A 23,896-nucleotide genomic window follows, 5' to 3' on the forward strand; every position below is an offset into this window, starting at 1 on the left:
GAGGGCCAGAACGAGTCCCATATCCTGGTCCAGTGGACCTGATGCTCCAGCTGGACCCGACGTTGCCGAAGACCCGTGCCGTCGAACACGCCATCCGGGCCGCGATCGCCGATGGCCGGGCTCGACCCGGTATGCGATTGCCATCGTCCAGGGAACTCGCGCTCGAGCTCGGGGTGGCTCGCAACACGATCGTGGCCGTCACCGACGACCTCGTCGCCGAAGGTGTTCTCGAGGCCAGAGCCCGCGCGGGCACGTTCGTCGCGCGCAGCGTCGCGCCACTCCACAGCGCAAGCCGGACGGCAGCGAGTGCCGGACCGGAGTTCGACCTCAGGCCGGGGCGACCTGAGGCCGGGTCCTTTCCGACCGCGCGTTGGCTCACCGCCGTCCGGCGCGCCGGCACCGCAGCTGCCGATGTCGACTCCGACGGCGCCGGCAGCATGGCGCTGCGCTCCGAGGTCGCCTCCTACCTCGCCCGGGCTCGGGGTGTGGAGACGACTGCTGACGCCATCGTGATCTGCGCCGGATACCGGACGGCCAGCACGCTCCTCGCGGCAGCGCTCGCGGCAGGCGGAGCGTCGTCCGTCGCGATCGAGGACCCGTCGCTGTTCGGTATCGAACGCCCATGGTCGACGTCGGGGTTCACCGTGTCCGACCTCGTCGTGGACGAGGACGGCGCGGACCTCGGTCGGCTCGATGCCCGCACGGACGCCGTCGTGCTGACGCCGTCGCACCAGTTCCCCCTGGGTGGGGCGCTGGCCCCGGTGCGACGTCGACTCGTCGTGGATTGGGCGATGGCGAACGGAGGCTTCATCGTCGAAGACGACTACGACGGGGAGTTCCGCTTCGACCGCCGCCCGGTCGCCGCGTTGCAACGGTCGGCGCCGGAGCGCGTGGTCTACGCCGGCAGCGTGAGCAAGACCCTCGCTCCAGACCTCCGCCTCGGGTGGCTCGTGTTGCCGCACGACCTCGTGCGTCCGGTCGTCGACGCGTCCGAAGCGCTCACGGGCGGCGCGCCGATGCTGAACCAACTGGCTCTCGCCGACCTCATCAGGACCGGCGAGTACGAGCGCCACATCCGCCGTCAGCGCCGCGAGTACGCCCGCCGTCGCGCCCATCTCCAGCAGGCGCTGCGCACCGTCGGTCTCGAGGTCCCCGGTCTTGCCGCCGGGCTGCACGGCCTCATTCCGCTCGGCGATGGCGCCCCGACGGTGCTGTCCCGACTCGAGTCCCAACCCGATCACGTCGGCGTCCATCGCCTCGCGCGCTACACCCGGAGCCTCGACCGCCCGGAGGCCCTCGTCGTCGGATTCGCCACGCCGTCGCGAGCGCGGTTCGAGCCGGCGGTCGCGGCCCTCATGTCGCTGCTGACCGCTCGCGACTCCCGACCCCCGCGCTGAAGGCGATCAGCAGTCGCCGCCCCTCCGGCCAGGCGCCGAGTCCACTGGCGGAGTTCACGTGGCCCTGCCGCCCGATGCTGATCCGAGGCACGCCCCACGTTGCGGCGAACCCGGCCGCGCGTGCCTCCGAACAGAACGGGTCGTCGTCGCTGGTCACGAGCAGTGCGGGTGCGGATGGCCGGACATCGAGATCCTCGGCGAACGCAGCGGCGACCCTCGGGAACCGCGGCCCGTCGGGATCGGGGGCGGCGACGAGGAACAGCCCGGCGACTCGTGCAGGGTTCGCCGCCGCCCAGCGGACGGCCAGCAGACACGAGAGGCTGTGGGCCACCAGGATCGCCGGTTCGTCCGCCACCGCCCGGTCGAGCGCAGCGGACCAGTCGTCGAGATCCGGCTCGTCCCAGGACGCCGGCGCGAACCGTCGGATCGCAGGCGTCTCGCGCTCCCAGTGGGATTGCCAGTGGGCGTCGTCGGATCCACCGATCCCGGGCATGGTGATGATCGACATGGGATTCCTTCGTCGTGGCTGGGTGATCTGCCCTCAGCGTGCCAGTCGAACCCTCGGTCTCAGCAGCTGGAGCGTCATCATCCGTTGTTTACTAAGCAGATGACGGATAATGCCTCGCTTTCCTTCGATCGAACGGATCAGACGATCCTCGACGTGCTCCAGGTCGACGGGCGCACCACGATGACCGACCTCGCCCGGCTCGTGCACCTGTCCCAGCCGGCGGTGTCGGCGAGGGTCCGCAAGCTCGAACTCGCCGGCTACATCACCGGCTATGGAGCGCGGGTGTCGCCGCAGAAGCTCGGGCTCACGACGCACGCCGTCGTCCGACTGCGGACGACCCACGCGCAGATCCAGGCGTCACTGGCCCAGTTCGACGAGCTGCCGGAGATCCACCGGATCTACCGCGTAACCGGTGAGGACTGCTTCGTCCTCGACGTGCACGCCTCCTCGCCGGAACGCCTCGAGCAGATCATCGACGCCATCGGCCGGTTCGGTCCCGTCAGCACGGCCCTGGTGCTGCGCGAGTACCCGGCCCACCCCATCGCCAGCCGCTGAGTATCCGTCGGCGGTACCACTCCTCGTCGATCGCATCGGGGTGGTCGAGTACGCCCGGCGGCGACTACCGTTGACGGATGTTCACCGTGATCAACCTCGCCGACGGAATCGACATGCGGCCCTTGGAACTCGGCGACGCGAGGGAACTCGCCGCGGCGTACTCGCGGAACCGCGACCATCTGGCCCCGTGGGAGCCGGCCCGATCCGACGAGTTCTTCACCGAGGCCGGGCAATCGGCGGACCTCATGAGCAAGCTCGCGTCGAGTGCCGCCGGGAGCGGATACTCGCTCGGTCTGTTCGACGGCACGACCATCGTTGGCAGGTTCAACCTGTCGGGGATCGTCCGCGGCCCGTTCCAGAACGCCGGGTTGGGCTACTGGGTGGATGCGGAGTACGCGGGCAAGGGCCTCGCGACGGCGGCCGTGCAGGCGATCGTCCGGGTGGCGCGCGACGAGCTCGGCCTGCATCGGGTTGAGGCGAGCACCCTGCTGCACAACCACGGTTCGCAACGGGTGCTTCGCAAAGCCGGGTTCGAGCACATCGGCATGGCGCCGTCGTACCTGCGGATCGCCGGGACCTGGCAGGACCACAACCTGTACCAAGTGATCCTGCACCGCTGACCGTCCCGGACCGGACGCCTTCGCTATCGTGAGCGCATGCTGATCAGACACCGGGACCGCGAACCGTCGATCCACCCGACCGCGACCGTCGCGTCGTCCGCCACGATCGTGGGCGATGTCAGGATCGATGCGGGTGCTCGGATCCTGCACGGTGCGGTGGTGTCCGCCGAAGACGGCGAGGTCGTCATCGGCGAGGACACCGTCGTCATGGAGCATGCCCTGATCCGCGGACGGTCCGGTCACCCAGCGGTCATCGGAGCCGCCGTCATGATCGGGCCGCACACGCATGTCAACGGCAGCGTGGTGGCCGACGAGGCGTTCATCGCCACGGGTGCCTCGCTGTTCCCCGGCAGCCGAGTCGGGCACGGTGCCGAAGTCCGGATCAACGGTGTCGTCCAGGTCAACACCGTGCTGGAGCCGGGTGCCGTGGTTCCCATCGGATGGGTCGCGGTCGGGACACCGGCATCGATCCTCCCGCCCGAACGTCACGAGGAGATCTGGGCGATCCAGCGACAGCTCGACTTCGGCGCGACTGTGTACGGCGTCGGACCCGAGGTGTCGATGCGCGAGCTCATGCGGCGGCAGTCCGAGTTCTACGGAGCCCACGCAGGCGACGAGCCCGTCGGTCGCTGAGGCCAGCCCGAAGGGCTCCCCGTCATCCTCGGACTGTATGGCGCACAGCGCCGAGGCCTGTGGAGTTCCGCGCTTGCTGCGTGCACACTGGGGTGATGACAAACGCCCGTGTCGTCTCGGTCAGCAGCGACGATGAGCACCGTTTCTCCAAGCCGCGACGCGAGGCGATCACGCTCGTCGCCGGGCTGGGCGTCGAGGGGGACGCGCATTTCGGAGCGACGGTGCAGCATCGATCCCGGGTGAGACGCGATCCCACGCAGCCCAACCTCCGGCAGGTCCACCTCATCCATCGGGAGCTGTTCGCGGAGGTGGACGCCGACCTCACCCCGGGTGAGCTGGGCGAGAACATCACCACCGAGGGGCTGGACCTCCTCGACCTCCCCGCGGGTGCCGTGCTCCGACTCGCGACGGACGCCGTCGTCGAGGTGACGGGGCTTCGGAACCCGTGTGTGCAGATCGACCGCTTCGAACCGGGCCTGCTCAAGCAGGTCGTCGGAACCGACGCCGAGGGGCGCACCGTCCGCAAGACGGGAGTCATGGGCGTGGTGCTCGTCGGCGGTGTCGTGCAGCCCGGTGATCCGATCTCCGTGGAGCTGCCGGACGGAGCCCTCGAACCGCTCGCGCCGGTGTAGGCGCGTGACGGTGGACGCTTCGGGCGTCGTCAGGATGACCGAACCGTCTCAGTCGAAGGGGGTGCCGTCGGCGATGTTCCGCAGTGCCGCGAGGTGCGCCTCGAGGGCGGTCGATCCGGCCGGGGTCAGGCGCACCCAGGTGAGCCGCCGCGAGTCGGCCCGTGCCGACGACCGCTCCTTCCGCAGAGCGATCAGGCCGGCGTCGACCAGGAGCTTGAGGTGCTTCGACAGCTTGGCGTCGTCGATGGCGAGCGCGTCGCGGACGACGGAGAACTCCAGTTCGTCGACGTTCCGGAGGAGGCCGCACGCCCGCAGTCGCAAGGGTGCGTGGATCAGTTCGTTGAATGCGGGTGTTGGACTGCTCATCGCGCGGGGATCGTTCCCGAGGCGGCGATCTCCTGGCGGAGCGCCGCGTCGTATCGCCGTCCCAGCACGACGGTCGCCACGAACGTCACACCTGCCGGGACGAGTGCCCACCACGGCGAGACGTCGAGGAACTTGAACGCCAGGCTGCACGACATGGCCGCGACGAGCATGACGAGTGTCGCGATCAGCAGGCGCCTGCTGCGAGGGCCAGCCGGCTTCGTGACGACGACCCCGGACACCCGGGCATACGTCGTGGTCAGGATGGGTAGCGCGACGATTCCCAGGGTGATCGCGGCGATCGGCCACACGCCGGGAAGGGCGTGGGCGCCGGCGAAGACCGCTGTGATGAGGCCGAGTGCCGGGTGGTACCACCACGGCGTGATGATCCGCGTGGCGAGTCGCTCGTGGTCGCGCGCCAGCTCGGCGAGCGCGGTCTCCGCCTGAGCCCGGGCTGCCCGGTCTGACGCCGATTGCGCGTCCTCCATCCGGCCGTCAAAGTCGCTTTCCATGATCGCAACTCTATGTCGTGGGTTGCGATGAACGCAACTGAGCGTTCAGTCGAGGAATTCGCGGACCGCACGCGCGAACACCCGTGTGCCGGTGTCGATGAGTTGGTCGGGGAAGTCGAAGTCCGGGTGGTGCAAGTCGGGGCCATCAGCGCTGCGTCGGGACCCGATGAAGAACATGGCCGAGGGGGCGACGGCTCGGAAGCGACCGAAGTCCTCCGACCCTCGCTCGACGACACCGGTCGTGTGGGGCACGCCTTCGTGATCGAGCGCCCGACGGAGGAGGGTGACGGCTGCAGGGTGGTTCTCGCAGTGGTGGAAGACGTCCGCCTCCTCGACGGTGACACGGAGACCTTCCTGCTCGGCCACGTCGACGGCCAGGTGTCCGGCATCGGCGCGGAGCGCGTCCATGCCGTCGTCGGTCATGGTGCGCAGGGTCGCCCAGATCTCACCGTGCCCGGGTGCCACGCCGAATGCCCGCTCGCCGAGGGCGGCGTGGGTTACCGTCACGAGCCGGTAGTCCGAGTCGATCTCGGTTCCGCGTCCGAGTGCAGGAAGCGACGTGAGTAGCCTGGCGATCGCCGTGGCGGGGGAGACGCCGCCTTCCGGCGCCGACGCGTGGGTGGGTTCGCCGTCCAGGATCACGCGGACGCCGCGCGACGCACAGTTCACGACGCCCTCATCGAGCACCACCTGACCCAACGGCAGTGACGTCAGGTTGTGGAGCGCGAGTGCCAGATCGGGGTGCAACCGTTCGAAGGCGGGATCGGCGAGCACGGCCGCCGCACCGACCGCGTTCTCCTCGGACGGCTGGAACAACAGCACCGCGCGACCCCGTGTCGGTCGACGACGGCCGAGCAGGAGGCCCACGCCGGCGAGGACGGTCATGTGGCCATCGTGTCCGCACTGGTGACCGACGCCGTCGTGCTCGGAGCGGTACGAGACCTCCGTCACCTCCGTGATGGGGAGCGCGTCGAGTTCCGCGCGGAGCAGGAGTGTCGGGCCGGTGTCGGCACCGGAGTAGACCACCGCCACCCCGTGGCCGCCCAGCCCGGTCACGATCTCGTCGGGCCTGGTGGCGGCGAGGAACTCGGCGACCGCGGCCGCGGTGCGGTGTTCGCTGCCGGACAGCTCGGGGTGACGGTGCAGCTGTCGACGGAGCAGGATCAGTCGGTCGAGGTCATTGGTCGCGAGCTCGGTGCCATGGGGCTGCGGGTGCATCGATGCTCCTGTCTGTGGGCGCGTCGATCGGATACCGCTTCGATGACGGCGTTCTGTCTCGCGCCTCCGAAGCCGTCGCGTCAGTCTGCCTGCTCGGGATGAGCCGGGCGTATGTGGTGGTGATCCATCGATGTCCCGTCCGAGTGTCGCATCGGAACACGGCTTCGATGCCTAGCGGAGCGCCAGCCGCGTCTGCGTGTGGGTCGCGCCTCCGTCGTTCTTCATGCTGCGCAGGAGGCGGTCGAGCGCGCTGGTGCCGGCGACGCGGATGTGGACGAGGTAGTCGTAGGCGCCGGTGACGTGCACCGCGTCTCTGATCTCGGGGATCCGGCGGGTCCACTCCAGGAACTCCTCCGACTTACGCGCGGGGTCGAGTCGGACGTCGATGAACGCCTCCAGGCCGTCCTCGGCGACCGGGGCATCGGAGCCGAGGATCGCACGGTACCCGGTGATGACGCCGCTGTGCTCCAGGCGACGCACACGGGCCGCCGTCGCATTCGTGCTCAACCCGATCTGACGGCCGAGCTCACTGAACGATATCCTCGCGTTCACCTGGAGCACGTCGATGATTTCACTGTCGAGATCGTCCATGCGACACAGTATGCCGTCCCACTGCCAGAACGCACTGTCGTGACCGGGTCGCTGCGCCAGAGTCGTCGGCATGGATGTCCTCCTCGCCCTTCTCGCCGGGTCCGTCGCCGGCCTCGCTCCGGCCGCGCCGCTCGGGGCGATCGGGATACTGCTCCTCCAAGAGGGCGTCACCCGCGGGCTGCGCCGTGGACTGCCCGCGGCCGCCGCCGTTGCGACGGTGGACGTGGCGTACTGCACCGCCGCCGTCGCTGCCGGTGCGCTCGCCGGTCCCATCGTGAGCGGATGGTCTCCCTGGCCGCAGCTCCTCGGTGGTGTCGCCGTCATCGCGCTCGGAGCGCACGGTCTCGTGCAAGGCCTCCGTGCGAAGCCGTCAGCAGGGGAACGGCCTGCTGAGCGCTCGGGCTCCGCACATCAGCGCTACCTGCTCTTCCTCGGCCTGACGGCGATCAACCCGGCCACCCTCGTGTACTTCGCGGCGATCCTGACCGGGCTGGCCGAGTTCACGGAGTCAGGGTCGACGGCGGTCGCCTTCATCGTGGGTGTCGGGCTCGCATCCTTCAGCTGGCAGGCGCTGCTGGTCGCGCTCGGAGCCGGAATCCGGCGGAGGACGGGCGCGTCCTTTCGGAGGTGGACGGCCATCGTCGGCAACGGCTTGATCGTCGCATTCGGTGTCGCCCTCATCATCCAGGCGCTGTGATCTTCGCCCTGTGAGCGCCGGCTCGTCCGCCGATCAGCGCCTCGCCGGCACGTCCCCCCAGGGGTTCCGGGACGTCGGCGCGACGATCTGACCGCTCGAGGTCGTGCGGTGACGGCGGGCCGATTCGCTTCCCGATTCCCGTGAATCGAATATCGTATGTTGCGTTGCTTTGATGGGGTCATCGCAGTGATGCGTTCGGATTGAAGGGGATGTCGGGTGACGGAATCGCATGGGGGTACGCCGGCCGGTTGGTATGCGGACCCGTGGAACCCGACCGGGCAGCGGTACTGGAACGGCTCGGAGTGGACCCCGCAGGTGCACAGCGGAGTTTCGCAGCAGCCGCAGCAGCCGCCGCAGCCACGACCCGTGCAGCAGCCACCAGCCCCACAGCAGGCTCAGCGTCAGCCACAGCAGCCACACCAGTCGAAGCATCCCGGCAAACGGCGGGGCCGCACGATCGGCATCGTCACCGGGAGTGTCGCGATCGCGGCTGCGCTCGCCGTCGTGGCGGCGTTCGTCGTGGTCCCTGCCGTGACCGGCGGCGACGAGGGCCGTATCACCACCGACCAGTCCGCACTCTACGACTTCACCGCCCCACAGGCGGGCCTCGAACGCGACCACGAGTTCGAGATCGACGTCGACTACGACGTGAAGGCAGAGAACAAGAAGCGGGCGGACGCCGACGACCTCGACCGCGGCGGCAACGCACCCCCGTGGGCGTTCCAGGTCTTCTACGACGCGGCTCTGACGAAGCAGGCCGAGTACTCGGTGTACCAGTCCGACTCCGGTGGCGGCGTCACGATCTCCGGAACCGAACTCGGGAAGACGTTCGGGAAGACCGAGGCGGACATCCTCGACGAAGCCGGAGCGTCCCGCGGCCGCTGGGGCCTGCACGACGAGTACTTCCTCGTAAGTCGGCTCGAGAAGGACGGCACCGAGCGGGACAAGCCGCTCGTGACCAAGTTCACCGTCGAGTCGGAGTACGCGGCACCCGAGGTGACCTTCGGGGCGGCCGACGACAGCGGCGGTGTCACGCTGTCCTGGGAGTCGGTGGAAGGCGCCGACACCTACCTGATCGTGCACCACGAGGTCACCAAGCGGGGTGACGGCGTCTTCAAGCTGGTGGCCGAGGTCGACGGGACCGAGTGGTCCTCCGCTGGCGACACCGAGAGCTTCGAGGCGAAGGAAGCCCCCTTCGTCAGTCGTCAGAACATCGGGCTGCAGGCCTACAACTACCGTTCGCAGACCGAGGACGACGTGACCGGCGGCGAGGAGCAGGACGCCGGCGAGGAGGAGATCGCCGCCGAGACGATCGGGTTCGACCTCGGCGTGATCGCCACCGACGGAACAGCCTTCTCCCCGTACAAGCCGTACGACTTCACCCGCTCCGCCGGATTCCTCCCGCTCGAGGTCGCGTCGAACTCCACGCGGGCGCTGAAGAACTGGGGTGCCAGCGGCTACATCGAGGGCATCGAGAACGTGCAGAAGGTGCTGCCGTTCGTCTCCGTCGACGGGCGCACCCGCTCGACCGTCGCGTACCTCGATGACAGCGCCGTGCTCGACTACGGCGATCGATGGGTCGTCCCGCTCCGTGGGCGCAACACGCAGCTGGGGGAGTGGATCCCGATCACGAAGCGGTCGACCCCCGACCCGGTCGCAGCCATCGCCCAGTTCAACGCCGCAGCGCAGGAGGCTGCCCCGCCGACCGGCATGCCGCGGTTCGACGCCTTCGTGGCACCCGAGAACACCGACGCCGAACCGGTGTCCGAGGTGCCACCCACCGACTACCCGGTCTACGGCAGCACCGAGTTCACCCGGTTCCTCGCCGGGCACCTGATCGCCCAGACGAAGTCGATCGACATCTCCGAGTTCGTCGACACTCCGGGAGCGCCCGACCCGTACGACGCCGTGTACGAGGCGCGGGCCCAGAACCCCTACGTCTTCAACGTCAGCTACGTCGGACTCCGCGACGGGGGAGACACCCTGCTCGTGACGTATTCGCTGCCGAACGACGAGGTGGCGGCGCTGCAGGCGCAACTCAAGCAACGCGTCGACGAGGTCGTGGCGGCAGTGGCACCCGAGGGGCTGAGTGATCGGGAGAAGGTCACCGCGCTCAACGAGTGGCTCGTCTCGAATGCTGAGTACGACGACACCGCCTTCGCGACCCTGCAGGGCGACGCGTTCGACGGGGTCCCGGCCGGCTACGAGTACGCCTGGAACGCCACCGGGACGCTGCTGCAGGGACTCGGCGTGTGCGCGAGCTACTCCTACGCCTTCAACGCGCTCGCGAACGCCGCGGGTGTGCAGACGGTGGTCGTGACCGGGGATGTCCTCTCCGGTGGGCCGCACGCATGGAACAAGGTGTTTGTGGACGGGCAGTGGCTCGCCGTCGACGCCACCTGGAACGACGGCGGCGATCCCTCGGCCTACCTCATGATCCCCGACTCGGGCTTCACCGACTCGGCGCAGCGGGTCGAAGACACGTACTGGATGATCGACTCGTCGATCCCCGCGTACGCGACCCCCTGATCGGCGAGCATCCTCGTCGTCGAGGACGGCGATCGTCACGGGTCCAGCCCGAGGCCGTAGCGGCGCAGGGGTACCGCGATCGCCCGCTCGTCGGAATCGACGGGCGTGCGGAGCCGTCGCGTTCACCGGTTGATCATGTGGCCCATGAGCCCGTGGAATCCCTCCTGCAGTGCCTCGCCGAGCGTGGGGTGGGTGTGCACGTTGCGAGCGAGTTCGGCGGCGGTCAGGTCCCACTTCTGGGCGAGGGTGAGCTCGGGGAGCAGCTCAGCGACGTCGGCTCCGATGAGGTGTCCGCCGAGGAGCTCGCCGTACTCGGCGTCGGCGATCAGCTTCACGAAACCGCTCGCATCGCCGAGCCCCTGTGCCTTGCCGTTCGCGACGAACGGGAACTTCGCCACCCTGACGTCGTGGCCCTCGTCGCGCGCCTGCTGCTCGGTGAGCCCGAACGAGGCGACCTGTGGCTGGCTGAAAGTGGCGCGCGGCATCATTCGGTAGTCGCCGAGCGGCATGGTCTCCACGCCGGCGATGGTCTCGGCGGCGACGACCCCCTGGGCTTCGGCGACGTGTGCGAGCTGGAGCTTGGCCGTGACGTCGCCGATCGCGTACAGGTGCGGCACGCTCGTGCGCATGAACTCGTCGATGGCGATCGCGCCGCGCTTCGTGAGTTCGACGCCGGTGTGCTCGAGGCCGTACCCCGTCACGCGTGGCGCGAACCCGACGGACATGAGGACCTTGTCGGCGCGCACACTCGTCACGTCGCCCGAGGGGGAGCTGTAGGTGATCCTCACACCGTTGCCGTCGTCGACGACGGTCTCGACCTTCGTGGACGTCAGGATCTCGATGCCGAGCTTCTTGTACTGGCGGGCGATCTCCTTCGACACCTCCACGTCCTCGTTGGGCAGGGCGCGGTCGAGGTACTCGATGATCGTGACGCGCACGCCGTAGTTCACGAGGACGTAGGCGAACTCCATGCCGATGGCTCCGGCGCCGATGATGACGAGCGACTCCGGGAGCTCGCGCGAGAGGATTTGCGATTCGTAGGTGACGACGCGGTCGCTGAGGGCGACGCCGGGGAGTAGCCGGACGGTCGAACCGGTCGCGATGATGGCGTCGTCGAACGTGACGCTCTCCGACCCGCCACCGGTGAGGGCGATGTCGATCGTGCCGGCGTCGCGGAACGTGCCGCGCCCGTCGAACTCGGTGATGCCGTTCTTCTTCATCAGGAAGTGGACGCCCTTGACGCGGCCGTTCGCCACCGAGCGGCTGCGATCGAACGCGACGCCGTAGTCGAACGTCACGTCGCCGACGATGCCGAACTGCTCGGCCTGGTGTGTGAACGTGTGCGCCAGCTCCGCGTTCCGCAGCAGTGCCTTCGACGGGATGCAGCCGACGTTGAGGCAGACGCCGCCCCAGTACTGCTCCTCGATCACGGCGACCGACTTGCCGAGTTGGGCGGCGCGCACCGCGGCGACGTACCCGCCGGGTCCGGCGCCGAGGATGACGAGGTCGAAGTGGATGCTCATGTGGTGCTCCTTCAGAGAGAGGTCGAGAGTGGACGGGACAGGCGGACCGGGTGGGTTGCCGGGTCGGTGAGGTGGTCGGTCATCAGGGTCGCGGCGATCTGATCGCGGATGTCGGCGAGCACGATCGGGTCGTCATAGGGGAGGAAGACGGTCGCCGTCGTGCTGATGTGCATGATCGCGGTGATCACCCGTGCGAGCAGACTCGCGGTGCCGGTGTCGAGCGCGGCGTCCCGCTCGAGGATGGTCGAGATGCCGGCCTCGAGCCGTGCTGCGAGGGCGAGGCCTTCGCGCCGATACGGCTCGGTGGGGTCGCCGAACACGAGTTCGTGCAGATAGGTCCTGCCGTTCTCAGCATGTTCGCGCACGCAGACCACGACCGGACGGATCAACATCATGACGAGCGAGACGGCATCCCGGCTGTCCGTCGCCGGGGCCTCTGCCGCCGCGACCGACGCCAGGCCGTCGTCGATGGCGGCGGCGAACTTCTGGTTCTGGACCATGATCAGGAGCTCCGCCTTCGTCGACGCGTACAGGTACAGCGTGCCGATGGCGACGTCCGCCTCGTCGGCGATCTGCTGGGTCGTCACCCCGCCGATCCCGTACTGCGCGAACAGCTCGCGTGCGGCGAGCATGATCCGTTCGCGTTTGTCCTGTTTGGCGCGTTCCCGACGGCCACGCGGGTTGTGAGCGGTGCTCATGGAACCTCCTTGACAAAATTACTGAGTTGACTCATGATTGAGCTTACTCGGATAAACCGGGGAAAGCGACCGAAGGGCACCACATGGCAGCGCAGGCTGGAATCAGTCGGTTCCGCGAGGCGGCGACGCAGATCGTTCGCGTCGACGGCGCGGACATCGTCTACCGTGCGGTCGGGCCGTCCACGGGCGTGCCGCTCCTGGCGCTGAACCACCTCGGGGCGAACCTCGACAACTGGGACCCGCGCATGGTCGACGCCCTTGCGGCGGATCGGCGGGTCATCCTGCTCGGATATCGGGGCGTCGGCCGTTCGGGCGGACGCGTCCGGTCGTCGATCGAAGCGATGGCCGCCGATGCGGTCGCCGCAGCGGATGCACTCGGACTGCAGCGGTTCGACCTGCTCGGGCTCTCGATGGGAGGCCTGGTCGCCCAGGGCATCGTCGCTCGGGAGGTTGTTGCGGGGGAGGGCGGTCGGATCGACCGGCTCATCCTCTCGAGCGCTGCTCCGGCGGGCGGACCGGGTGTCACCGACATGACGCGCACGATGGTCCTCGGCACGATGCGCGCGTCCCTCTCCCTCACCGATCCGAAGACGCCACTCTTCTTCACCCGCACGGCGGCCGGCACGACCGCCGCACGCGAGTACCTGGGTCGCCTCCGGGAGCGCGACACCGATCGTGACGGCGCCGTCTCCCTCTCCGTGATCCGCGCGCAGCTCGCTGCGGTCCACGCTTGGGGCTTGGCGTCGGCTGCGGGGCGATCGCCGTTCGACGGACCCGTGCTGATCCTGCACGGCGACAGTGACCGGATGATCCCGGTTGCCAACGTGGACGCCCTCGCACAGGTCTTCCCGTCGGCGTCGGTCACCGTGTTCCCGGACGCCGGCCACGGCGTCGTCTTCCAATACCACCAGGACGTGGCTGTCGCGATGCGTGCTTTCCTGCGGCGCTGACCCGTCCTCCTGACACTTCCGACTTCAGCAGACACCCACCCACCAGACATCCACATCGAAGGAGCACCACCCATGAGAGCGTTCATCCTCTCGAAGTACAAGACGCCACTCCACGAGGCGGACGTGCCGGAACCGACCGTCGGAGACCACGACGTCCTGGTCCGCGTGCAGGCAGCCGGGATCAACCACCTGGACGAGAAAGTGCGGGTCGGTGAGTTCAAGCAGATCCTGCCCTACAAGCTGCCGATCATCCTCGGCCACGACGTCGCAGGCACGGTCATCCGTGTCGGGTCCGCGGTCCGAGCCTTCAAGCCGGGCGACGAAGTCTATGCGCGCCCCAGGGACCACCACATCGGGACGTTCGCTGAACGCATCGCCATCGCCGAGGACGACGTCGCGCTGAAGCCCGCATCGCTCACCATGGAGGAGGCGGCCTCGCTGCCGCTCGTCGCCCTGACCGCGTGGCAGGCACTCGTCGTCCTCGGAGACGTGCAGCCGGGTCAGAAGGTCCTCGTCCACGCCGGCGCCGGCGGCGTCGGGACGATCGCCATTCAGCTCGCCAAGCAGCTCGGCGCAGAAGTGGCGACCACCGCCAGCGCCTCGAACGCCGAGTTCCTCCGTGAGCTCGGCGCCGACCGGGTCGTCGACTACCGCAGCGACGATTTCGAGCAGGTCCTGAGCGGCTACGACCTCGTGATCGACAGTCTCGGCGGCGAGAACCTCGAGAAGTCGCTCCGCATCCTGCGTCCCGGCGGGAAAGCAATCGGCATCGCAGGTCCGCCCACGCCCGACTTCGCGCGCCAGGCCGGCCTCAACGGCCTGCTCCGAGCCGCCATCGCGGCGCTCAGCAGCAAGGTCCGGAAGCAGGCCAAGCGGCTCGGTGTCGGCTACGAGTTCCTCTTCATGTCCGCGAGCGGCGACCAGCTCCGGGAGATCACCGCGCTCATCGAACGCGGCGCACTCCGTCCCGTCGTCGGCCGTGTCTTCCCGTTCGATCAGACCGTCGAGGGGCTCGCCGCCCTGAAGTCCGGTGGGTTCCGGGGGAAGGCCGTCATCAGCAACCCCTGACCGTCAGGCCTCACCCCGTTCTTTCCCGCAGTACACGAATCTCAAGGAGCATCATCATGAGCGACAGCTCGAACGAACCGATCATCACGTCGTACGCGAAGGCGCCGGCGAAGACCATCGCCGCCGGTGGCGTCACCTACGCCTATCGCGAATTGGGGCCGAAGGGCGGCATCCCCGTCGTCTTCTTCGTCCACCTCGCGGCAACGCTCGACAACTGGGATCCCCGCATCATCGACCCCATCGCCGAGCACCGCCATGTCATCACCTTCGACCAGCGGGGAGTCGGGGCCTCCAGTGGGAAGGTCCCGGACACGTTGGAGGCTGCTGCCGACGACGCGTACGGCTTCATCAGCGCGCTCGGGTACACGACGATCGACGTCTTCTCCTTCTCCATGGGCGGCATGATCGCCCAGGACCTCGTCGTCACGCACCCGGATCTCGTCCGTCGGCTCATTCTCACGGGCACCGGCCCCCGCGGCGGGAAGGACATGGACAAGGTCGTCGGCACCACCTACTGGGACATCCTGCGCGCGACGCTGACGCGCTCCGACCCGAAGGAGTTCCTCTTCTTCAACCGTGATGCCGAGGGCAAGCGCGCAGCGAAGGCGTTCGTCAAGCGACTCTCGGAGCGCACGGTCGACCGCGACAAGGCCATCGGCACGAAGGCGTTCCAGACGCAGCTCAAGGCCATCCAGCGCTTCGGCCGCTCGGCCCCGTCCGACCTGTCGAAGATCACCCAGCCGACCCTCATCGCGAACGGCGACAACGACCGCATGGTCCCGTCAGTGCTCTCGAACGACCTGCACCGCCGGATCGCCGGATCGGAACTGATCATCTACCCGAACTCCGGCCACGGCGGCATCTTCCAGTACTGGGAGCGGTTCGCGCCGGTCGCGGTGCAGTTCCTCGCGGAGTAGCCCGCGGACGGCGAGAGCGCACAAGACGCTCCCGAACACGATGTTCGGGAGCGTTTTGCGCGCTTTCGAGGGATCAGTCCGAGACGATGAGCTCCGGGTAGAGTGCCTCGATCGGCGCGGCGAGGCCGGCCTTGACGCTGCGGCTGAGGTCGTCGGCGACGACCTCGAAAGCGCCCGCTTCGACACCGTCGAGAACGGCGTCGACGAGGTCCGTCGGCGTCATCTTGGGATCGTCGGTGTGAGCGGCCATCGCGGTGTCGACGTACCCCATGTGCACGCCAGTGACGAGGACGCCGTGGGGCGCGAGTTCGAGCCGCAGTGAGTTCGTTGCGGACCAGATCGCCGCCTTCGACGCGCTGTACACCCCTGCCCCTGCATACCAGCTCGCCACCGAGTGGATGTCGACCAGGACGGCGTCATGGGCCGCCTTCAGTGTGTCGGCGAAGGCGCGGGTCACCAGCACGGGAGCGAAGAAGTTGATCTCCATGTTCCGCCGGAGTTCGTCTTCGCCGATGTCGAGCAGGCTCGCTGTCGGAGGCAAGCCGCCGGCGTTGTTGATGATCACCGTCACGTCATTCGCCTGCTCGGCGGCCGCGGCGATCGAGCTCGGGTCGGTGACGTCCAGGGTCAGTGGGACGACACGCTCGTCGTGCCAATCCCGGGGTGTGCGCGCGGACGCGTAGACCTTGGCGGCACCGCGGGCGAGGACGGCGTCGACGAAGGCGGTGCCGATACCGCCGTTCGCGCCGGTGACGAGGACGACGGCGTCGTGGAGAGAGGTCATGGTCGTTGTGTTCCGTTCTGGAGGTCTGACGGGTCAGGAGGGTGGGGTCGATGTTCCGCTGGTCACCGCTCGGGGTGGAGCGGGCGCAGGGCCGAGGCGAGCACCCGGTCGAGCGTGCGGTCGGGCAGGATCCGTGCGAGGCGGGTGAGCAGTGCGGCATCCCGTCCGATCGTGTACCGGGTCTTCGGCCGACGACTCGTCGCGGCGTCGGCGATGGTCTTCGCCGCCGCTGAGGCGTCCACGCCGTCGCGGAGGAAGCCCTCGGACTGGGCCAGGATCGCGTGCATCAATCCGCCGTATCGACGATCCTGCTCGGGCGTCATGCCGGCCGACAGTCGTCTGGCGGTCACGCCACCACGGCCGACCATCTCGGTGCGCACCGCGCCCGGTTCGACGATCGCCACCGTGACGCCGTGCGGAGCGAGTTCGCGGCGAAGGGAGTCGCTGACGGCCTCCAACGCGAACTTGGAACCCGAGTACGCCCCGTAGGTCGGCTGGGCGAGTCGGCCTCCGAGGGAACTCATCATCACCACGCGACCACGGCTCCGAAGGAGCGCGGGTAGGAGTGCCTGCGTCACCTCGATGTGCCCGAAGAAGTTCACATCGAACTGACGACGCCATTCGGCGATCGGCAACACCTCGACCGGCGCATTGACGGCGATACCGGCGTTGTTCACCAGCGCGCGGAGCGGGCGCCCGTCGGCCTCGATGAGCGAGGCGAGGTCAGCGATCTGATCGGACGAGGTGATGTCGAGGATGACCGGGCGGATGCGGTCGGAGGCGAGCTCCGCGCCGTCGGCCTCGCGCCGGACGCCGGCGAGGACGTGGTGGCCGCGTGCGGCGAGCTCGCGAGCGGTCGCCGCGCCCATACCGGTGGAGGCGCCGGTGACGACGATGAGGGATCTTGATTCAGGTGACGTTGTCATCTCTGAAGAGTAGCACTTGAGATGACATTGTCAACTAACTGTATGATCGAGCAATGGTCAGTCGTGTCGAATCCGCCGCAGCCACTCGTCGCGCCCTGCTCGACGCCGCCCGTGAGTTGCTCAACGAGGGCGGCCCGCAGCGGGTCACCCTGCGCGAGGTGGGGGCTCGCGCCGACGTCTCCCGTGGTGCGCCGTACCGTCACTTCGCAGACAAGGAGAGCCTGCTCGCCGCGGTCGGTGCGGAGAGCTGGGACCGCATCGCCGCAGAGCTCGCCGAGTTGCGTCCGGGTTCCGGGGTGTCCGACGACGCCGAACTCCTGCGGGCGGCGCTGAGCGCACTGATGACCGTGGGGCGGGAAGAGCCCGAGGTGTACCGGATGATGTTCACGATGCCCATCAGGGACCCTGAGATCGCCGTCGAAGCTGCGGCGCGCGCGCAGAACGAGTTCCTGCGGATCGTCGCGCATCTGGTCGGTGACGAGGATGCGCACCTCTACGGCGCGATGCTGTTGACGAGCGCACATGGTGTCGCGAGCATGGCCGCCAGTGGGCATCTGTCGTCGCAGATGTGGCTCACGACGCCGGCCGAGGTCGTCGCGGCACTGGTCGAGCTCATCGCCCACCGCGGCGCCGCGCGCTGACGGCGAGCGAGCATGCGACGCTCCCCGGAATGACTCCGGGGAGCGTCTTGTGCACGGGGCGGGTGGTCAGGCTCGACCTGCGGCGAGCTGCGGGTAGAGCGCTTCGAGCGGAGCGCTGAGGGCGGCCTTCAGCTGCACCGAGGTGTCGTCCGCCAGGACTTCGTACTCGTCGGCCTCCGTCGCGTCGAGCACCTTCGTCACGAGGACGGCGGGGTCGAGCTTCGGTCCGGTCGCGTCTGCGGCCATGGCCGTATCGACGTAACCGACGTGCACGCCCACGACGTGCACACCCGCGGGGGCGAGTTCGAGGCGCAGCGAGTTCGTCGCCGACCACAGGGCTGCCTTCGTCGCGCTGTAGATGCCTGCGACCGCGTACCAGCTGAGGCCTGAATGGATGTCGATGATGGCCGAGGGGCTGTTCGTGGAGAGGATCGGCGCGAACGCTCGGGCGAGGAACAGCGGTCCCAAGAAGTTCGTCTCGACGTTCGACCGGATCTCCTCGTCGGTGTGCGTGAGGATGCCGGGTGTCGACGTGTTCGCGCCGGCGTTGTTGATCAGGACGGTGACATCCGGTGCGGCGGTGACTGCGGCTGCGATCGAGGTCGGGTCGGTCACATCGAGCGTGAGGGGGACGATGCGCTCGTCGTCCCAGGCCTTCGGTGTCCGCGCGGTCGCGTAGACCTTGGCGGCACCGCGGGCGAGCGCCTCGCGGACGAAGTGGGTTCCGATACCGCCGTTCGCGCCGGTGACGAGGACGACTGATCCAGTGAGTGATGGCATATGAAGCGGTGCTTCCTTCTGATTGGTGTTGCGACGAAGTGTGGGGGCCCATCCCGGCCGGAGCAGCGGCCGGGATGGGCGGTACGGGCCCGTCAGGCTCGGGTCAGGACGGGATAGTCGGTGTATCCGGTGACGCCACCGCTGTAGATCGTGGCGGGGTCGACCTCGTTGAGCGGGGCGTCGGTGCGCAGGCGCTCGACGACATCAGGGTTCGCGAGCGCGAACCGGCCGAGCGGTGCGATGTCCGCGAGGCCGGCTTCGATGTCGTCGGCGATCTGTTCACGGGTGCGGCCGTAGCGGACGACGAGTACGGCGGTCGGCCAGACGTCACGGAACGACCGCAGGAGCTCGTCGTCGCCGACGTGGTGGACATGCAGGTACGCGAGGTTCAACGGTGCGAGGGCGCCGACCAGCTGCCGGTACTGTGTCCGCACGCTCTCGGTGTCGCCTTCGTCGATGCCGCCGAGCGGCATGGAGGGCGAGATGCGGATGCCGACGCGGTCGGCGCCGATCTCGTCTGCGACGGCCTGGGCGACCTCCGCGACGAAGCGCGAGCGGTTCTCCACCGATCCACCGTAGGAGTCCGTGCGGTGGTTGGCGTTGGGGGAGAGGAACTGGTGGAGCAGGTAGCCGTTGGCGCCGTGGATCTCGACGCCGTCCGCACCTGCCGCGATCGCAGAGGCCGCAGCGTGGCGGAACTCGGCGATGGTGGCCTGGATGTCGTCGACGGTGAGCTCCCGAGGGGTCGGCATCTGCTGCGGACCGGTCGCGGTGAAGATCTCCTGCCCGGAGGCGATCGCGGAGGGGGCCACCGGCTGCCGGTGGTGCGGGGTGTTGTCGGGGTGCGACACCCGACCCACGTGCATGAGCTGGATGAAGAGCGAACCACCGCCGGCGTGCACTGCCTCTGCGACGCCACGCCATCCGGCGATGTGGTCATCGGTGTAGATGCCCGGTGTGTTCAGGTAGCCCTGGCCGTCGGCGGAGGGCTGCGTGCCCTCGGTGATGATGAGGCCGAGCGACGCGCGCTGTCCGTAGTACTCGGCGACGAGTTCGCCAGGGGTGCCGTCGGGCTCGGCGCGGTTCCGGGTCATCGGAGCGAGGGCGAGGCGGTGCGGTAGCTCGACCCGACCGAGGGTGAACGGTTGCCAGAGGGATGCAGCGGTCATGGATGCGGTTCCTTACGTGTTCGTCGTGGCTCGTCACCGCCGGAGGTTCGGGACGTGTTCGATGCCCCCGTGGAAGAATGAGTGCAACCCCATCCGAGCCCACGCGGTAGTGACTCTGCTCATAACTGAGCATAATCACGTTCTATTCCCGAAGGACACCCATGACCGTCGAATCCCGGCCGCTCGGTCGTCGCGAGCGCAACAAGCTCGACAAACTCGAACGCATCACCGCGGCCGCCGGCGAGCTGTTCGCCGAGCACGGGGTCGACGACGTGACGACGCAGCAGATCGCCGACCGGGCCGACATCGGCACCGGCACGCTCTTCCTCTACGCGAAGACGAAGGGTGAGCTCCTGCTGCTCGTGCAGAACTCCACCTACGCGGATGCACTCGTCCGCGGGGTGGCCGACGCTGACGTTGCAGCCGACCCGCTCGATGCGGTCATGGCGATCATCCGTCCGGTCGTGGAATGCAATCGGAAGCAGGTCGACAACGGCCGCACCTACCTCCGGGAGATCGTCTTCGGCGATCCCGAGGAGCCGTATCACCGCGCCGCGCTCGCCCTCACCGTGCAGACCGAGGAGGCGATCGCCGCGGTGTTGCGACGTGACGACCTCATGACCGCCGAGCGCGCAGCGACGACGGCGCACATCGTGTCCGCGATCATGTTCGTCAGCATGGCGGCGACGATCAACGCCGGGAACACCATCGACGAGATCGTCGCCGAGATCGAAGCGCAGGTGCGGGCGATCCTTCCGAGCTGACGATCGACCGTCACGCAGCTCGGTCTCCGGTCACCCTGACGTGAACAACGGGTGAATCCGCCCGCTCACCCGTTGTCGATCCAGCGATCGAGGAGCAAGCTCGTCGCCGTGGACCCCATCATCCTGCTCTCGCTCGTCGTGATCACGGCACTCGCCTTCGACTTCACCAACGGCTTCCACGACACCGCGAACGCGATGGCGACCTCCATCGCCACCGGTGCGTTGTCGCCGAAGATCGCGGTCACCCTCTCGGCGGTGCTGAACCTCGTGGGCGCGTTCCTCAGCATCGAGGTCGCGCTCACCGTCACGAACGCGGTCGTGAAGATCCAGGATTCGTCGGGAGCTCCCGATCCCGCGCTCCTCGAGGGCGGCGGCTCGGCGCTCCTGCTGATCGTGCTCGCCGGGCTCATCGGTGGCATCATCTGGAACCTGCTCACCTGGCTGCTCGGTCTGCCGTCGAGCTCCTCGCACGCGCTCTTCGGCGGTCTCATCGGCTCGACGCTCGCGGGCCTCGGCCTGAACGGCGTGAACTGGGCCGGTGACGGCTCGAAGCTCGACGGCGTCGTCGGCAAGGTCATCCTCCCGGCGCTCATGTCGCCGTTGCTCGCCGGCGCGGTGGCTGCGATCGGCACCTGGCTCGTCTTCCGCGTCATCGGCAACCTCGCTCAGGGGCGGCTCCACCGCGGCTTCCGGATCGGGCAGATCGGCAGCGCGTCGCTCGTCTCGCTCGCCCACGGCACGAACGACGCACAGAAGACGATGGGCGTCATCACCCTCGCACTCATCGCGGCCGGCGGCTGGGACGACACCGAGTCGGTTCCGCTCTGGGTGAAGCTCGCGTGCGCCCTCGCGATCTCGCTCGGCACGTACATCGGCGGGTGGCGGATCATCCGCACCGTCGGCAAGGGCATCGTGGAGTTGAACACGCCGCAGGGCATGGCAGCCGAGAGTTCCTCCGCCGCCGTCATCCTCGCCTCGAGCCACCTCGGCTTCGCCCTCAGCACCACGCACGTCGCGACCGGATCGATCCTCGGCTCCGGGGTCGGACGGCCAGGTGCGCAGGTGCGCTGGCGGGTGGCCCTGCGGATGGTCGTCGCCTGGATCATCACCCTCCCGGCTGCCGCGCTCATGGGCGCGGTCATGTGGTGGGTCGGTCACCTCGCGGGCGGGGCGATCGGCGGAATCCTCATGGTCGCGATCCTCGTGGGTGTCGCGCTCGCCATCTACCTGCGGTCGCGCCGCGACAGCATCGGATCCCACAACGTGAACGACGACTGGCAGGACGCCCCCGCCCGCTCGTCGCAGAAGACCGCAGCGTAAGGACGTCGGACATGTTCATGCTCTTCCTCGAAGCCGCCGCCCAGGTGGCCGTCATCGCGCTCGTGCTCGGCGCAGGTCTTCCCGCGCTCTTCGCGCTGGGTGTCCGCTCGTTCGCGGTCGCCGGAGGCGCCGGGTCGGACGACCGGAGCGGGTCGGGCACGCCGACGATCCCGTCGGGGCTCCTCCGTGCCATCGGCGTGCTGTGCTTCGCCGTCGTCGTCGCCGCAGTGCTGGTCGGACTCACGATCATCGTGGCCACCGGTCTGGGGCAGGAGGTCAGCTTCGACCACGTGTTCCCGACCTTCACGCCGAAGGACTGAGCGTGTCGCACGAGAACGGCCCAGACGTGAACGACGCAGACGCGACCGGCGTCGGGGTCACCGCCCACGGGTCCGGCGTGGTGGCGCGCGTCGTCGGTTGGCTCCGCGCCGGATACCCGACGGGCGTGCCCGAGCACGATTACGTGCCGCTGCTCGGCATCCTCCGACGGAGCCTCACCCCCGAGGAACTGGACCAGGTCGTCGAGGGACTGCTCGTCGAGGCGGAGAACGCCGATGCCTCCGGCGAGCCGGTCGGCCACGATCGTCTGCGGACGCGTGTCGAACAGCTCCTCCTCGGTCCGGCGCTCCCGGAGGACCTCATCCGCGTCTCCGCCCGGCTCGCAAGTGCGGGGTGGCCGCTCGGCAGTCCGGACGACGTCCGCGCGGGAGCGGCCGACCACGACGATGATGGCGGGGAGGCGCGCGCGACCCTCCTCGAGGAACGCGGAGGGCTGGTCGCACGCATCGTGCGCTGGCTCCGAGCCGGGTACCCTGCGGGATTCCCCGAACAGGACTTCGTCCCGCTCGTGGCGCTCCTCCGTCGGCGGCTGAGCGACGCCGAGGTCGCCGAAGTGGGCGCACGCCTCGCGGCCGAGGGCGACACGTCGCTCAGCCGGGTCGACGTCGCAACTGCGATCGCTCGCGTCACCGCGGAGCTGCCGAGCGATGAGGACGTGGAGCGTGTCCGCCGGTCGCTCGCCGACCACGGGTGGCCGAGCGACTTCGCGGTCTGACGGTCGAGTCGTGGTGCTGGAGTGACGACCACTACGTCCTCAGTCGTGGCCGGTGTCGGGGGCCCGTCGTAGGTTCGGCTCGTGCCGGAACGGGTGGAAGCGTGGTGGGCCCGTCGTCAGTGGTCGAAGGGGCTCGAGACGCCGTACCCGGTGGGCGCCTACCGGCAGGCGTGGGCGGCATTCCCCGCGCTGTGGCGTCAGTATCACGCCGATCTCAACGCCGGGATCGTCCTCACCCAGGTGCCGCCGGCGGCCGACGTCCTGCTGCAGTGGCAGTGCGACCGCGGACACCGGTTCGTCGCGACGCCGGCCGAGCAGCGCTCACGGCCCGGGCGGGAGCGTCGTCGCAGCGCGTGGTGCCCGGAGTGTTCCGATGCGGCCGATCCGTCGAGGGTCATCGCGTTGCCGATGCGGGAGTCGGTGACCGATCCGGTGCCCGCGGTCGCCGGGATCATCCGGGAGCGTCGTGCCCGCCCGAAGCCGTCGCTGTGCGAGAAGACCCCGGACCTGCCGGTGGGGGAGGCCTTCACGTCCGTGTGCGCGCCAAAACCGGCGTCCGCTGTCGAGGCTCAGCTGCGCGCGGATCTCCACGGGCGACTCACGCTGACCGAAGGGCTGAACGCCGTGCGGGTGCAGCGTCCGTTCTTCCAGCACCTCGAGGTGTGGCCCGACCTCGTCTACCCGGAACTGCGCGTCGCCATCGAGTACGACAGCATCGGCCGGCACGGACTCGAGCATGTCGGTCGCCGCGAGGAAGCGGACCGACGGAAGGACCGCGCGCTGCGGTCGGCTGGCTGGGAGGTCGTCCGCCTCCGCACCGGGAAGCTCGAGCCCCTCGGCCCCTTCGATCTCCAGCTCCCCTCGTGGAACCGTCGAGCGCTCGACCGGTTGGTCGACACGCTCAGGGCCGTCCGAGGTCCGTTGTTGGTCGACGCGTATCTGCGGTGAACCGCAGGTGCCAGGACCGGGCGATGATGCGTTACCCTCGTCTCAGAGGGAAAAATCCCGTCGTGCTCCGGCCGACGGAAACGCGCACGCGGTTCATGG

General features: G+C 68.7%; 27 protein-coding genes. 16 read left to right on the plus strand and 11 right to left on the minus strand.

The annotated features are described in order from the left end of the window. The first annotated feature begins 41 nt into the window (after positions 1-41). On the plus strand, positions 42-1,397 hold the full coding sequence (locus tag FGL15_RS11170) for a PLP-dependent aminotransferase family protein (protein WP_240773957.1): 1,356 nt from the start codon (positions 42-44) through the stop codon (positions 1,395-1,397). Here FGL15_RS11170 and FGL15_RS11175 read toward each other — a convergent pair. Continuing rightward, positions 1,354-1,905: an alpha/beta hydrolase gene (locus tag FGL15_RS11175; protein ID WP_138946090.1), complete on the minus strand. Its 552-nt coding sequence runs from the start codon at positions 1,903-1,905 to the stop codon at positions 1,354-1,356. The two genes, FGL15_RS11170 and FGL15_RS11175, sit on opposite strands and share 44 nt — an antisense overlap. Positions 1,906-2,004: 99 nt before the next feature. Between FGL15_RS11175 and FGL15_RS11180 the strand changes: the two genes are divergently transcribed. The 4 genes from FGL15_RS11180 (at position 2,005) to FGL15_RS11195 (ending at position 4,345) form a co-directional block, all read left to right on the plus strand. Next, complete coding sequence (locus tag FGL15_RS11180; protein ID WP_138946091.1) at positions 2,005-2,460, plus strand: Lrp/AsnC family transcriptional regulator; 456 nt, start codon at positions 2,005-2,007, stop codon at positions 2,458-2,460. Between the two features lie 77 nt (positions 2,461-2,537). Beyond that, the gene (locus FGL15_RS11185) at positions 2,538-3,080 is read left to right on the plus strand and encodes a GNAT family N-acetyltransferase (RefSeq protein ID WP_240773513.1); all 543 of its coding nucleotides are present in this window, start codon (positions 2,538-2,540) and stop codon (positions 3,078-3,080) included. A 36-nt stretch (positions 3,081-3,116) separates the two neighbouring features. After that, a complete protein-coding gene (locus tag FGL15_RS11190) occupies positions 3,117-3,713 on the plus strand; it encodes a gamma carbonic anhydrase family protein (protein WP_138946092.1) in 597 nt (198 codons plus the stop codon). A gap of 95 nt (positions 3,714-3,808) precedes the next feature. Beyond that, positions 3,809-4,345 (plus strand): MOSC domain-containing protein, encoded by a 537-nt coding sequence (locus FGL15_RS11195; protein WP_138946093.1) that lies wholly within the window; start codon positions 3,809-3,811, stop codon positions 4,343-4,345. A gap of 48 nt (positions 4,346-4,393) precedes the next feature. Here the strand turns inward: FGL15_RS11195 and FGL15_RS11200 are convergent, their stop codons facing one another. The 4 genes from FGL15_RS11200 to FGL15_RS11215 form a co-directional block, all read right to left on the minus strand. Next, positions 4,394-4,711, minus strand: a complete 318-nt coding sequence (locus FGL15_RS11200; protein WP_138946094.1) for a transcriptional regulator — start codon at positions 4,709-4,711, stop codon at positions 4,394-4,396. After that, the gene (locus FGL15_RS11205) at positions 4,708-5,220 is read right to left on the minus strand and encodes a hypothetical protein (RefSeq protein ID WP_138946095.1); all 513 of its coding nucleotides are present in this window, start codon (positions 5,218-5,220) and stop codon (positions 4,708-4,710) included. Before FGL15_RS11205 ends, FGL15_RS11200 begins: the two co-directional genes overlap by 4 nt. Positions 5,221-5,265: 45 nt before the next feature. Next, positions 5,266-6,438, minus strand: a complete 1,173-nt coding sequence (locus tag FGL15_RS11210; RefSeq protein ID WP_138946096.1) for an amidohydrolase — start codon at positions 6,436-6,438, stop codon at positions 5,266-5,268. A gap of 171 nt (positions 6,439-6,609) precedes the next feature. Then, positions 6,610-7,029 (minus strand): Lrp/AsnC family transcriptional regulator, encoded by a 420-nt coding sequence (locus tag FGL15_RS11215; RefSeq protein ID WP_138946097.1) that lies wholly within the window; start codon positions 7,027-7,029, stop codon positions 6,610-6,612. Between the two features lie 70 nt (positions 7,030-7,099). Here FGL15_RS11215 and FGL15_RS11220 point away from each other — a divergent pair, with 70 nt between their 5' ends. Both FGL15_RS11220 and FGL15_RS11225 read left to right on the plus strand, forming a co-directional pair. Continuing rightward, entirely contained in the window at positions 7,100-7,726 is a 627-nt protein-coding gene (locus FGL15_RS11220) for a LysE family transporter (protein ID WP_138946098.1), read from the plus strand. Between the two features lie 216 nt (positions 7,727-7,942). Further along, positions 7,943-10,255 carry a DUF2510 domain-containing protein gene (locus FGL15_RS11225; protein WP_138946099.1) on the plus strand — a complete coding sequence of 771 codons (2,313 nt, stop codon included), beginning with the start codon at positions 7,943-7,945 and terminating at the stop codon, positions 10,253-10,255. Between the two features lie 122 nt (positions 10,256-10,377). Here FGL15_RS11225 and lpdA read toward each other — a convergent pair whose 3' ends face one another. Together lpdA and FGL15_RS11235 are read right to left on the minus strand one after the other, a co-directional pair. Further along, positions 10,378-11,778, minus strand: a complete 1,401-nt coding sequence (gene lpdA, locus FGL15_RS11230; protein WP_138946100.1) for a dihydrolipoyl dehydrogenase — start codon at positions 11,776-11,778, stop codon at positions 10,378-10,380. Between the two features lie 11 nt (positions 11,779-11,789). After that, positions 11,790-12,476: a TetR/AcrR family transcriptional regulator gene (locus tag FGL15_RS11235; protein WP_138946101.1), complete on the minus strand. Its 687-nt coding sequence runs from the start codon at positions 12,474-12,476 to the stop codon at positions 11,790-11,792. Positions 12,477-12,559: 83 nt separating this feature from the next. On the opposite strand from FGL15_RS11235, the gene FGL15_RS11240 reads away from it, so the two are divergent. From FGL15_RS11240 to FGL15_RS11250, 3 genes are all read left to right on the plus strand, one after another. Next, positions 12,560-13,426, plus strand: coding sequence for an alpha/beta fold hydrolase (locus tag FGL15_RS11240; RefSeq protein ID WP_138946102.1), 867 nt, complete (start codon positions 12,560-12,562; stop codon positions 13,424-13,426). 72 nt (positions 13,427-13,498) lie between these two features. Further along, positions 13,499-14,494, plus strand: coding sequence for an NADP-dependent oxidoreductase (locus tag FGL15_RS11245; protein WP_138946103.1), 996 nt, complete (start codon positions 13,499-13,501; stop codon positions 14,492-14,494). 56 nt (positions 14,495-14,550) lie between these two features. Continuing rightward, positions 14,551-15,411, plus strand: a complete 861-nt coding sequence (locus FGL15_RS11250) for an alpha/beta fold hydrolase (protein WP_138946104.1) — start codon at positions 14,551-14,553, stop codon at positions 15,409-15,411. A 73-nt stretch (positions 15,412-15,484) separates the two neighbouring features. Here FGL15_RS11250 and FGL15_RS11255 read toward each other — a convergent pair whose 3' ends face one another. Both FGL15_RS11255 and FGL15_RS11260 read right to left on the minus strand, forming a co-directional pair. Continuing rightward, positions 15,485-16,195 (minus strand): SDR family oxidoreductase, encoded by a 711-nt coding sequence (locus tag FGL15_RS11255; protein ID WP_138946105.1) that lies wholly within the window; start codon positions 16,193-16,195, stop codon positions 15,485-15,487. Between the two features lie 62 nt (positions 16,196-16,257). Continuing rightward, positions 16,258-17,121 (minus strand): SDR family NAD(P)-dependent oxidoreductase, encoded by an 864-nt coding sequence (locus FGL15_RS11260; RefSeq protein ID WP_138946106.1) that lies wholly within the window; start codon positions 17,119-17,121, stop codon positions 16,258-16,260. A gap of 53 nt (positions 17,122-17,174) precedes the next feature. Between FGL15_RS11260 and FGL15_RS11265 the strand changes: the two genes are divergently transcribed. Beyond that, complete coding sequence (locus FGL15_RS11265) at positions 17,175-17,762, plus strand: TetR/AcrR family transcriptional regulator (RefSeq protein WP_138946107.1); 588 nt, start codon at positions 17,175-17,177, stop codon at positions 17,760-17,762. Positions 17,763-17,828: 66 nt separating this feature from the next. Here FGL15_RS11265 and FGL15_RS11270 read toward each other — a convergent pair whose 3' ends face one another. Together FGL15_RS11270 and FGL15_RS11275 are read right to left on the minus strand one after the other, a co-directional pair. Further along, complete coding sequence (locus FGL15_RS11270; protein ID WP_138946108.1) at positions 17,829-18,542, minus strand: SDR family oxidoreductase; 714 nt, start codon at positions 18,540-18,542, stop codon at positions 17,829-17,831. Positions 18,543-18,634: 92 nt separating this feature from the next. After that, positions 18,635-19,711 carry an alkene reductase gene (locus FGL15_RS11275; protein WP_138946109.1) on the minus strand — a complete coding sequence of 359 codons (1,077 nt, stop codon included), beginning with the start codon at positions 19,709-19,711 and terminating at the stop codon, positions 18,635-18,637. A gap of 161 nt (positions 19,712-19,872) precedes the next feature. Between FGL15_RS11275 and FGL15_RS11280 the strand changes: the two genes are divergently transcribed. The 5 genes from FGL15_RS11280 (at position 19,873) to FGL15_RS11300 (ending at position 23,797) form a co-directional block, all read left to right on the plus strand. Beyond that, entirely contained in the window at positions 19,873-20,475 is a 603-nt protein-coding gene (locus FGL15_RS11280; protein ID WP_138946110.1) for a TetR/AcrR family transcriptional regulator, read from the plus strand. A 108-nt stretch (positions 20,476-20,583) separates the two neighbouring features. Beyond that, complete coding sequence (locus FGL15_RS11285) at positions 20,584-21,795, plus strand: inorganic phosphate transporter (RefSeq protein WP_138946111.1); 1,212 nt, start codon at positions 20,584-20,586, stop codon at positions 21,793-21,795. Between the two features lie 11 nt (positions 21,796-21,806). Then, complete coding sequence (locus FGL15_RS11290; RefSeq protein ID WP_085512127.1) at positions 21,807-22,115, plus strand: hypothetical protein; 309 nt, start codon at positions 21,807-21,809, stop codon at positions 22,113-22,115. 26 nt (positions 22,116-22,141) lie between these two features. Further along, positions 22,142-22,849, plus strand: coding sequence for a DUF3349 domain-containing protein (locus FGL15_RS11295; RefSeq protein ID WP_240773514.1), 708 nt, complete (start codon positions 22,142-22,144; stop codon positions 22,847-22,849). A gap of 81 nt (positions 22,850-22,930) precedes the next feature. After that, positions 22,931-23,797, plus strand: coding sequence for a zinc-ribbon domain-containing protein (locus FGL15_RS11300; protein WP_138946112.1), 867 nt, complete (start codon positions 22,931-22,933; stop codon positions 23,795-23,797). Positions 23,798-23,896 lie beyond the last annotated feature (99 nt).

The organism is Plantibacter sp. M259, assembly GCF_006065115.1.
GTDB classification, from domain to species: domain Bacteria; phylum Actinomycetota; class Actinomycetes; order Actinomycetales; family Microbacteriaceae; genus Plantibacter; species Plantibacter auratus.

Bases quoted from the DNA above. Each gene is read 5' to 3' on its own strand.
- FGL15_RS11170 (WP_240773957.1), top strand. From the start codon at position 42: ATGCTCCAGCTGGACCCGACGTTGCCGAAGACCCGTGCCGTCGAACAC.
- FGL15_RS11175 (WP_138946090.1), bottom strand. From the start codon at position 1,905: ATGTCGATCATCACCATGCCCGGGATCGGTGGATCCGACGACGCCCAC.
- FGL15_RS11180 (WP_138946091.1), top strand. From the start codon at position 2,005: ATGACGGATAATGCCTCGCTTTCCTTCGATCGAACGGATCAGACGATC.
- FGL15_RS11185 (WP_240773513.1), top strand. From the start codon at position 2,538: ATGTTCACCGTGATCAACCTCGCCGACGGAATCGACATGCGGCCCTTG.
- FGL15_RS11190 (WP_138946092.1), top strand. From the start codon at position 3,117: ATGCTGATCAGACACCGGGACCGCGAACCGTCGATCCACCCGACCGCG.
- FGL15_RS11195 (WP_138946093.1), top strand. From the start codon at position 3,809: ATGACAAACGCCCGTGTCGTCTCGGTCAGCAGCGACGATGAGCACCGT.
- FGL15_RS11200 (WP_138946094.1), bottom strand. From the start codon at position 4,711: ATGAGCAGTCCAACACCCGCATTCAACGAACTGATCCACGCACCCTTG.
- FGL15_RS11205 (WP_138946095.1), bottom strand. From the start codon at position 5,220: ATGGAAAGCGACTTTGACGGCCGGATGGAGGACGCGCAATCGGCGTCA.
- FGL15_RS11210 (WP_138946096.1), bottom strand. From the start codon at position 6,438: ATGCACCCGCAGCCCCATGGCACCGAGCTCGCGACCAATGACCTCGAC.
- FGL15_RS11215 (WP_138946097.1), bottom strand. From the start codon at position 7,029: ATGGACGATCTCGACAGTGAAATCATCGACGTGCTCCAGGTGAACGCG.
- FGL15_RS11220 (WP_138946098.1), top strand. From the start codon at position 7,100: ATGGATGTCCTCCTCGCCCTTCTCGCCGGGTCCGTCGCCGGCCTCGCT.
- lpdA (WP_138946100.1), bottom strand. From the start codon at position 11,778: ATGAGCATCCACTTCGACCTCGTCATCCTCGGCGCCGGACCCGGCGGG.
- FGL15_RS11235 (WP_138946101.1), bottom strand. From the start codon at position 12,476: ATGAGCACCGCTCACAACCCGCGTGGCCGTCGGGAACGCGCCAAACAG.
- FGL15_RS11240 (WP_138946102.1), top strand. From the start codon at position 12,560: ATGGCAGCGCAGGCTGGAATCAGTCGGTTCCGCGAGGCGGCGACGCAG.
- FGL15_RS11245 (WP_138946103.1), top strand. From the start codon at position 13,499: ATGAGAGCGTTCATCCTCTCGAAGTACAAGACGCCACTCCACGAGGCG.
- FGL15_RS11250 (WP_138946104.1), top strand. From the start codon at position 14,551: ATGAGCGACAGCTCGAACGAACCGATCATCACGTCGTACGCGAAGGCG.
- FGL15_RS11255 (WP_138946105.1), bottom strand. From the start codon at position 16,195: ATGACCTCTCTCCACGACGCCGTCGTCCTCGTCACCGGCGCGAACGGC.
- FGL15_RS11260 (WP_138946106.1), bottom strand. From the start codon at position 17,121: ATGACAACGTCACCTGAATCAAGATCCCTCATCGTCGTCACCGGCGCC.
- FGL15_RS11265 (WP_138946107.1), top strand. From the start codon at position 17,175: ATGGTCAGTCGTGTCGAATCCGCCGCAGCCACTCGTCGCGCCCTGCTC.
- FGL15_RS11270 (WP_138946108.1), bottom strand. From the start codon at position 18,542: ATGCCATCACTCACTGGATCAGTCGTCCTCGTCACCGGCGCGAACGGC.
- FGL15_RS11275 (WP_138946109.1), bottom strand. From the start codon at position 19,711: ATGACCGCTGCATCCCTCTGGCAACCGTTCACCCTCGGTCGGGTCGAG.
- FGL15_RS11280 (WP_138946110.1), top strand. From the start codon at position 19,873: ATGACCGTCGAATCCCGGCCGCTCGGTCGTCGCGAGCGCAACAAGCTC.
- FGL15_RS11290 (WP_085512127.1), top strand. From the start codon at position 21,807: ATGTTCATGCTCTTCCTCGAAGCCGCCGCCCAGGTGGCCGTCATCGCG.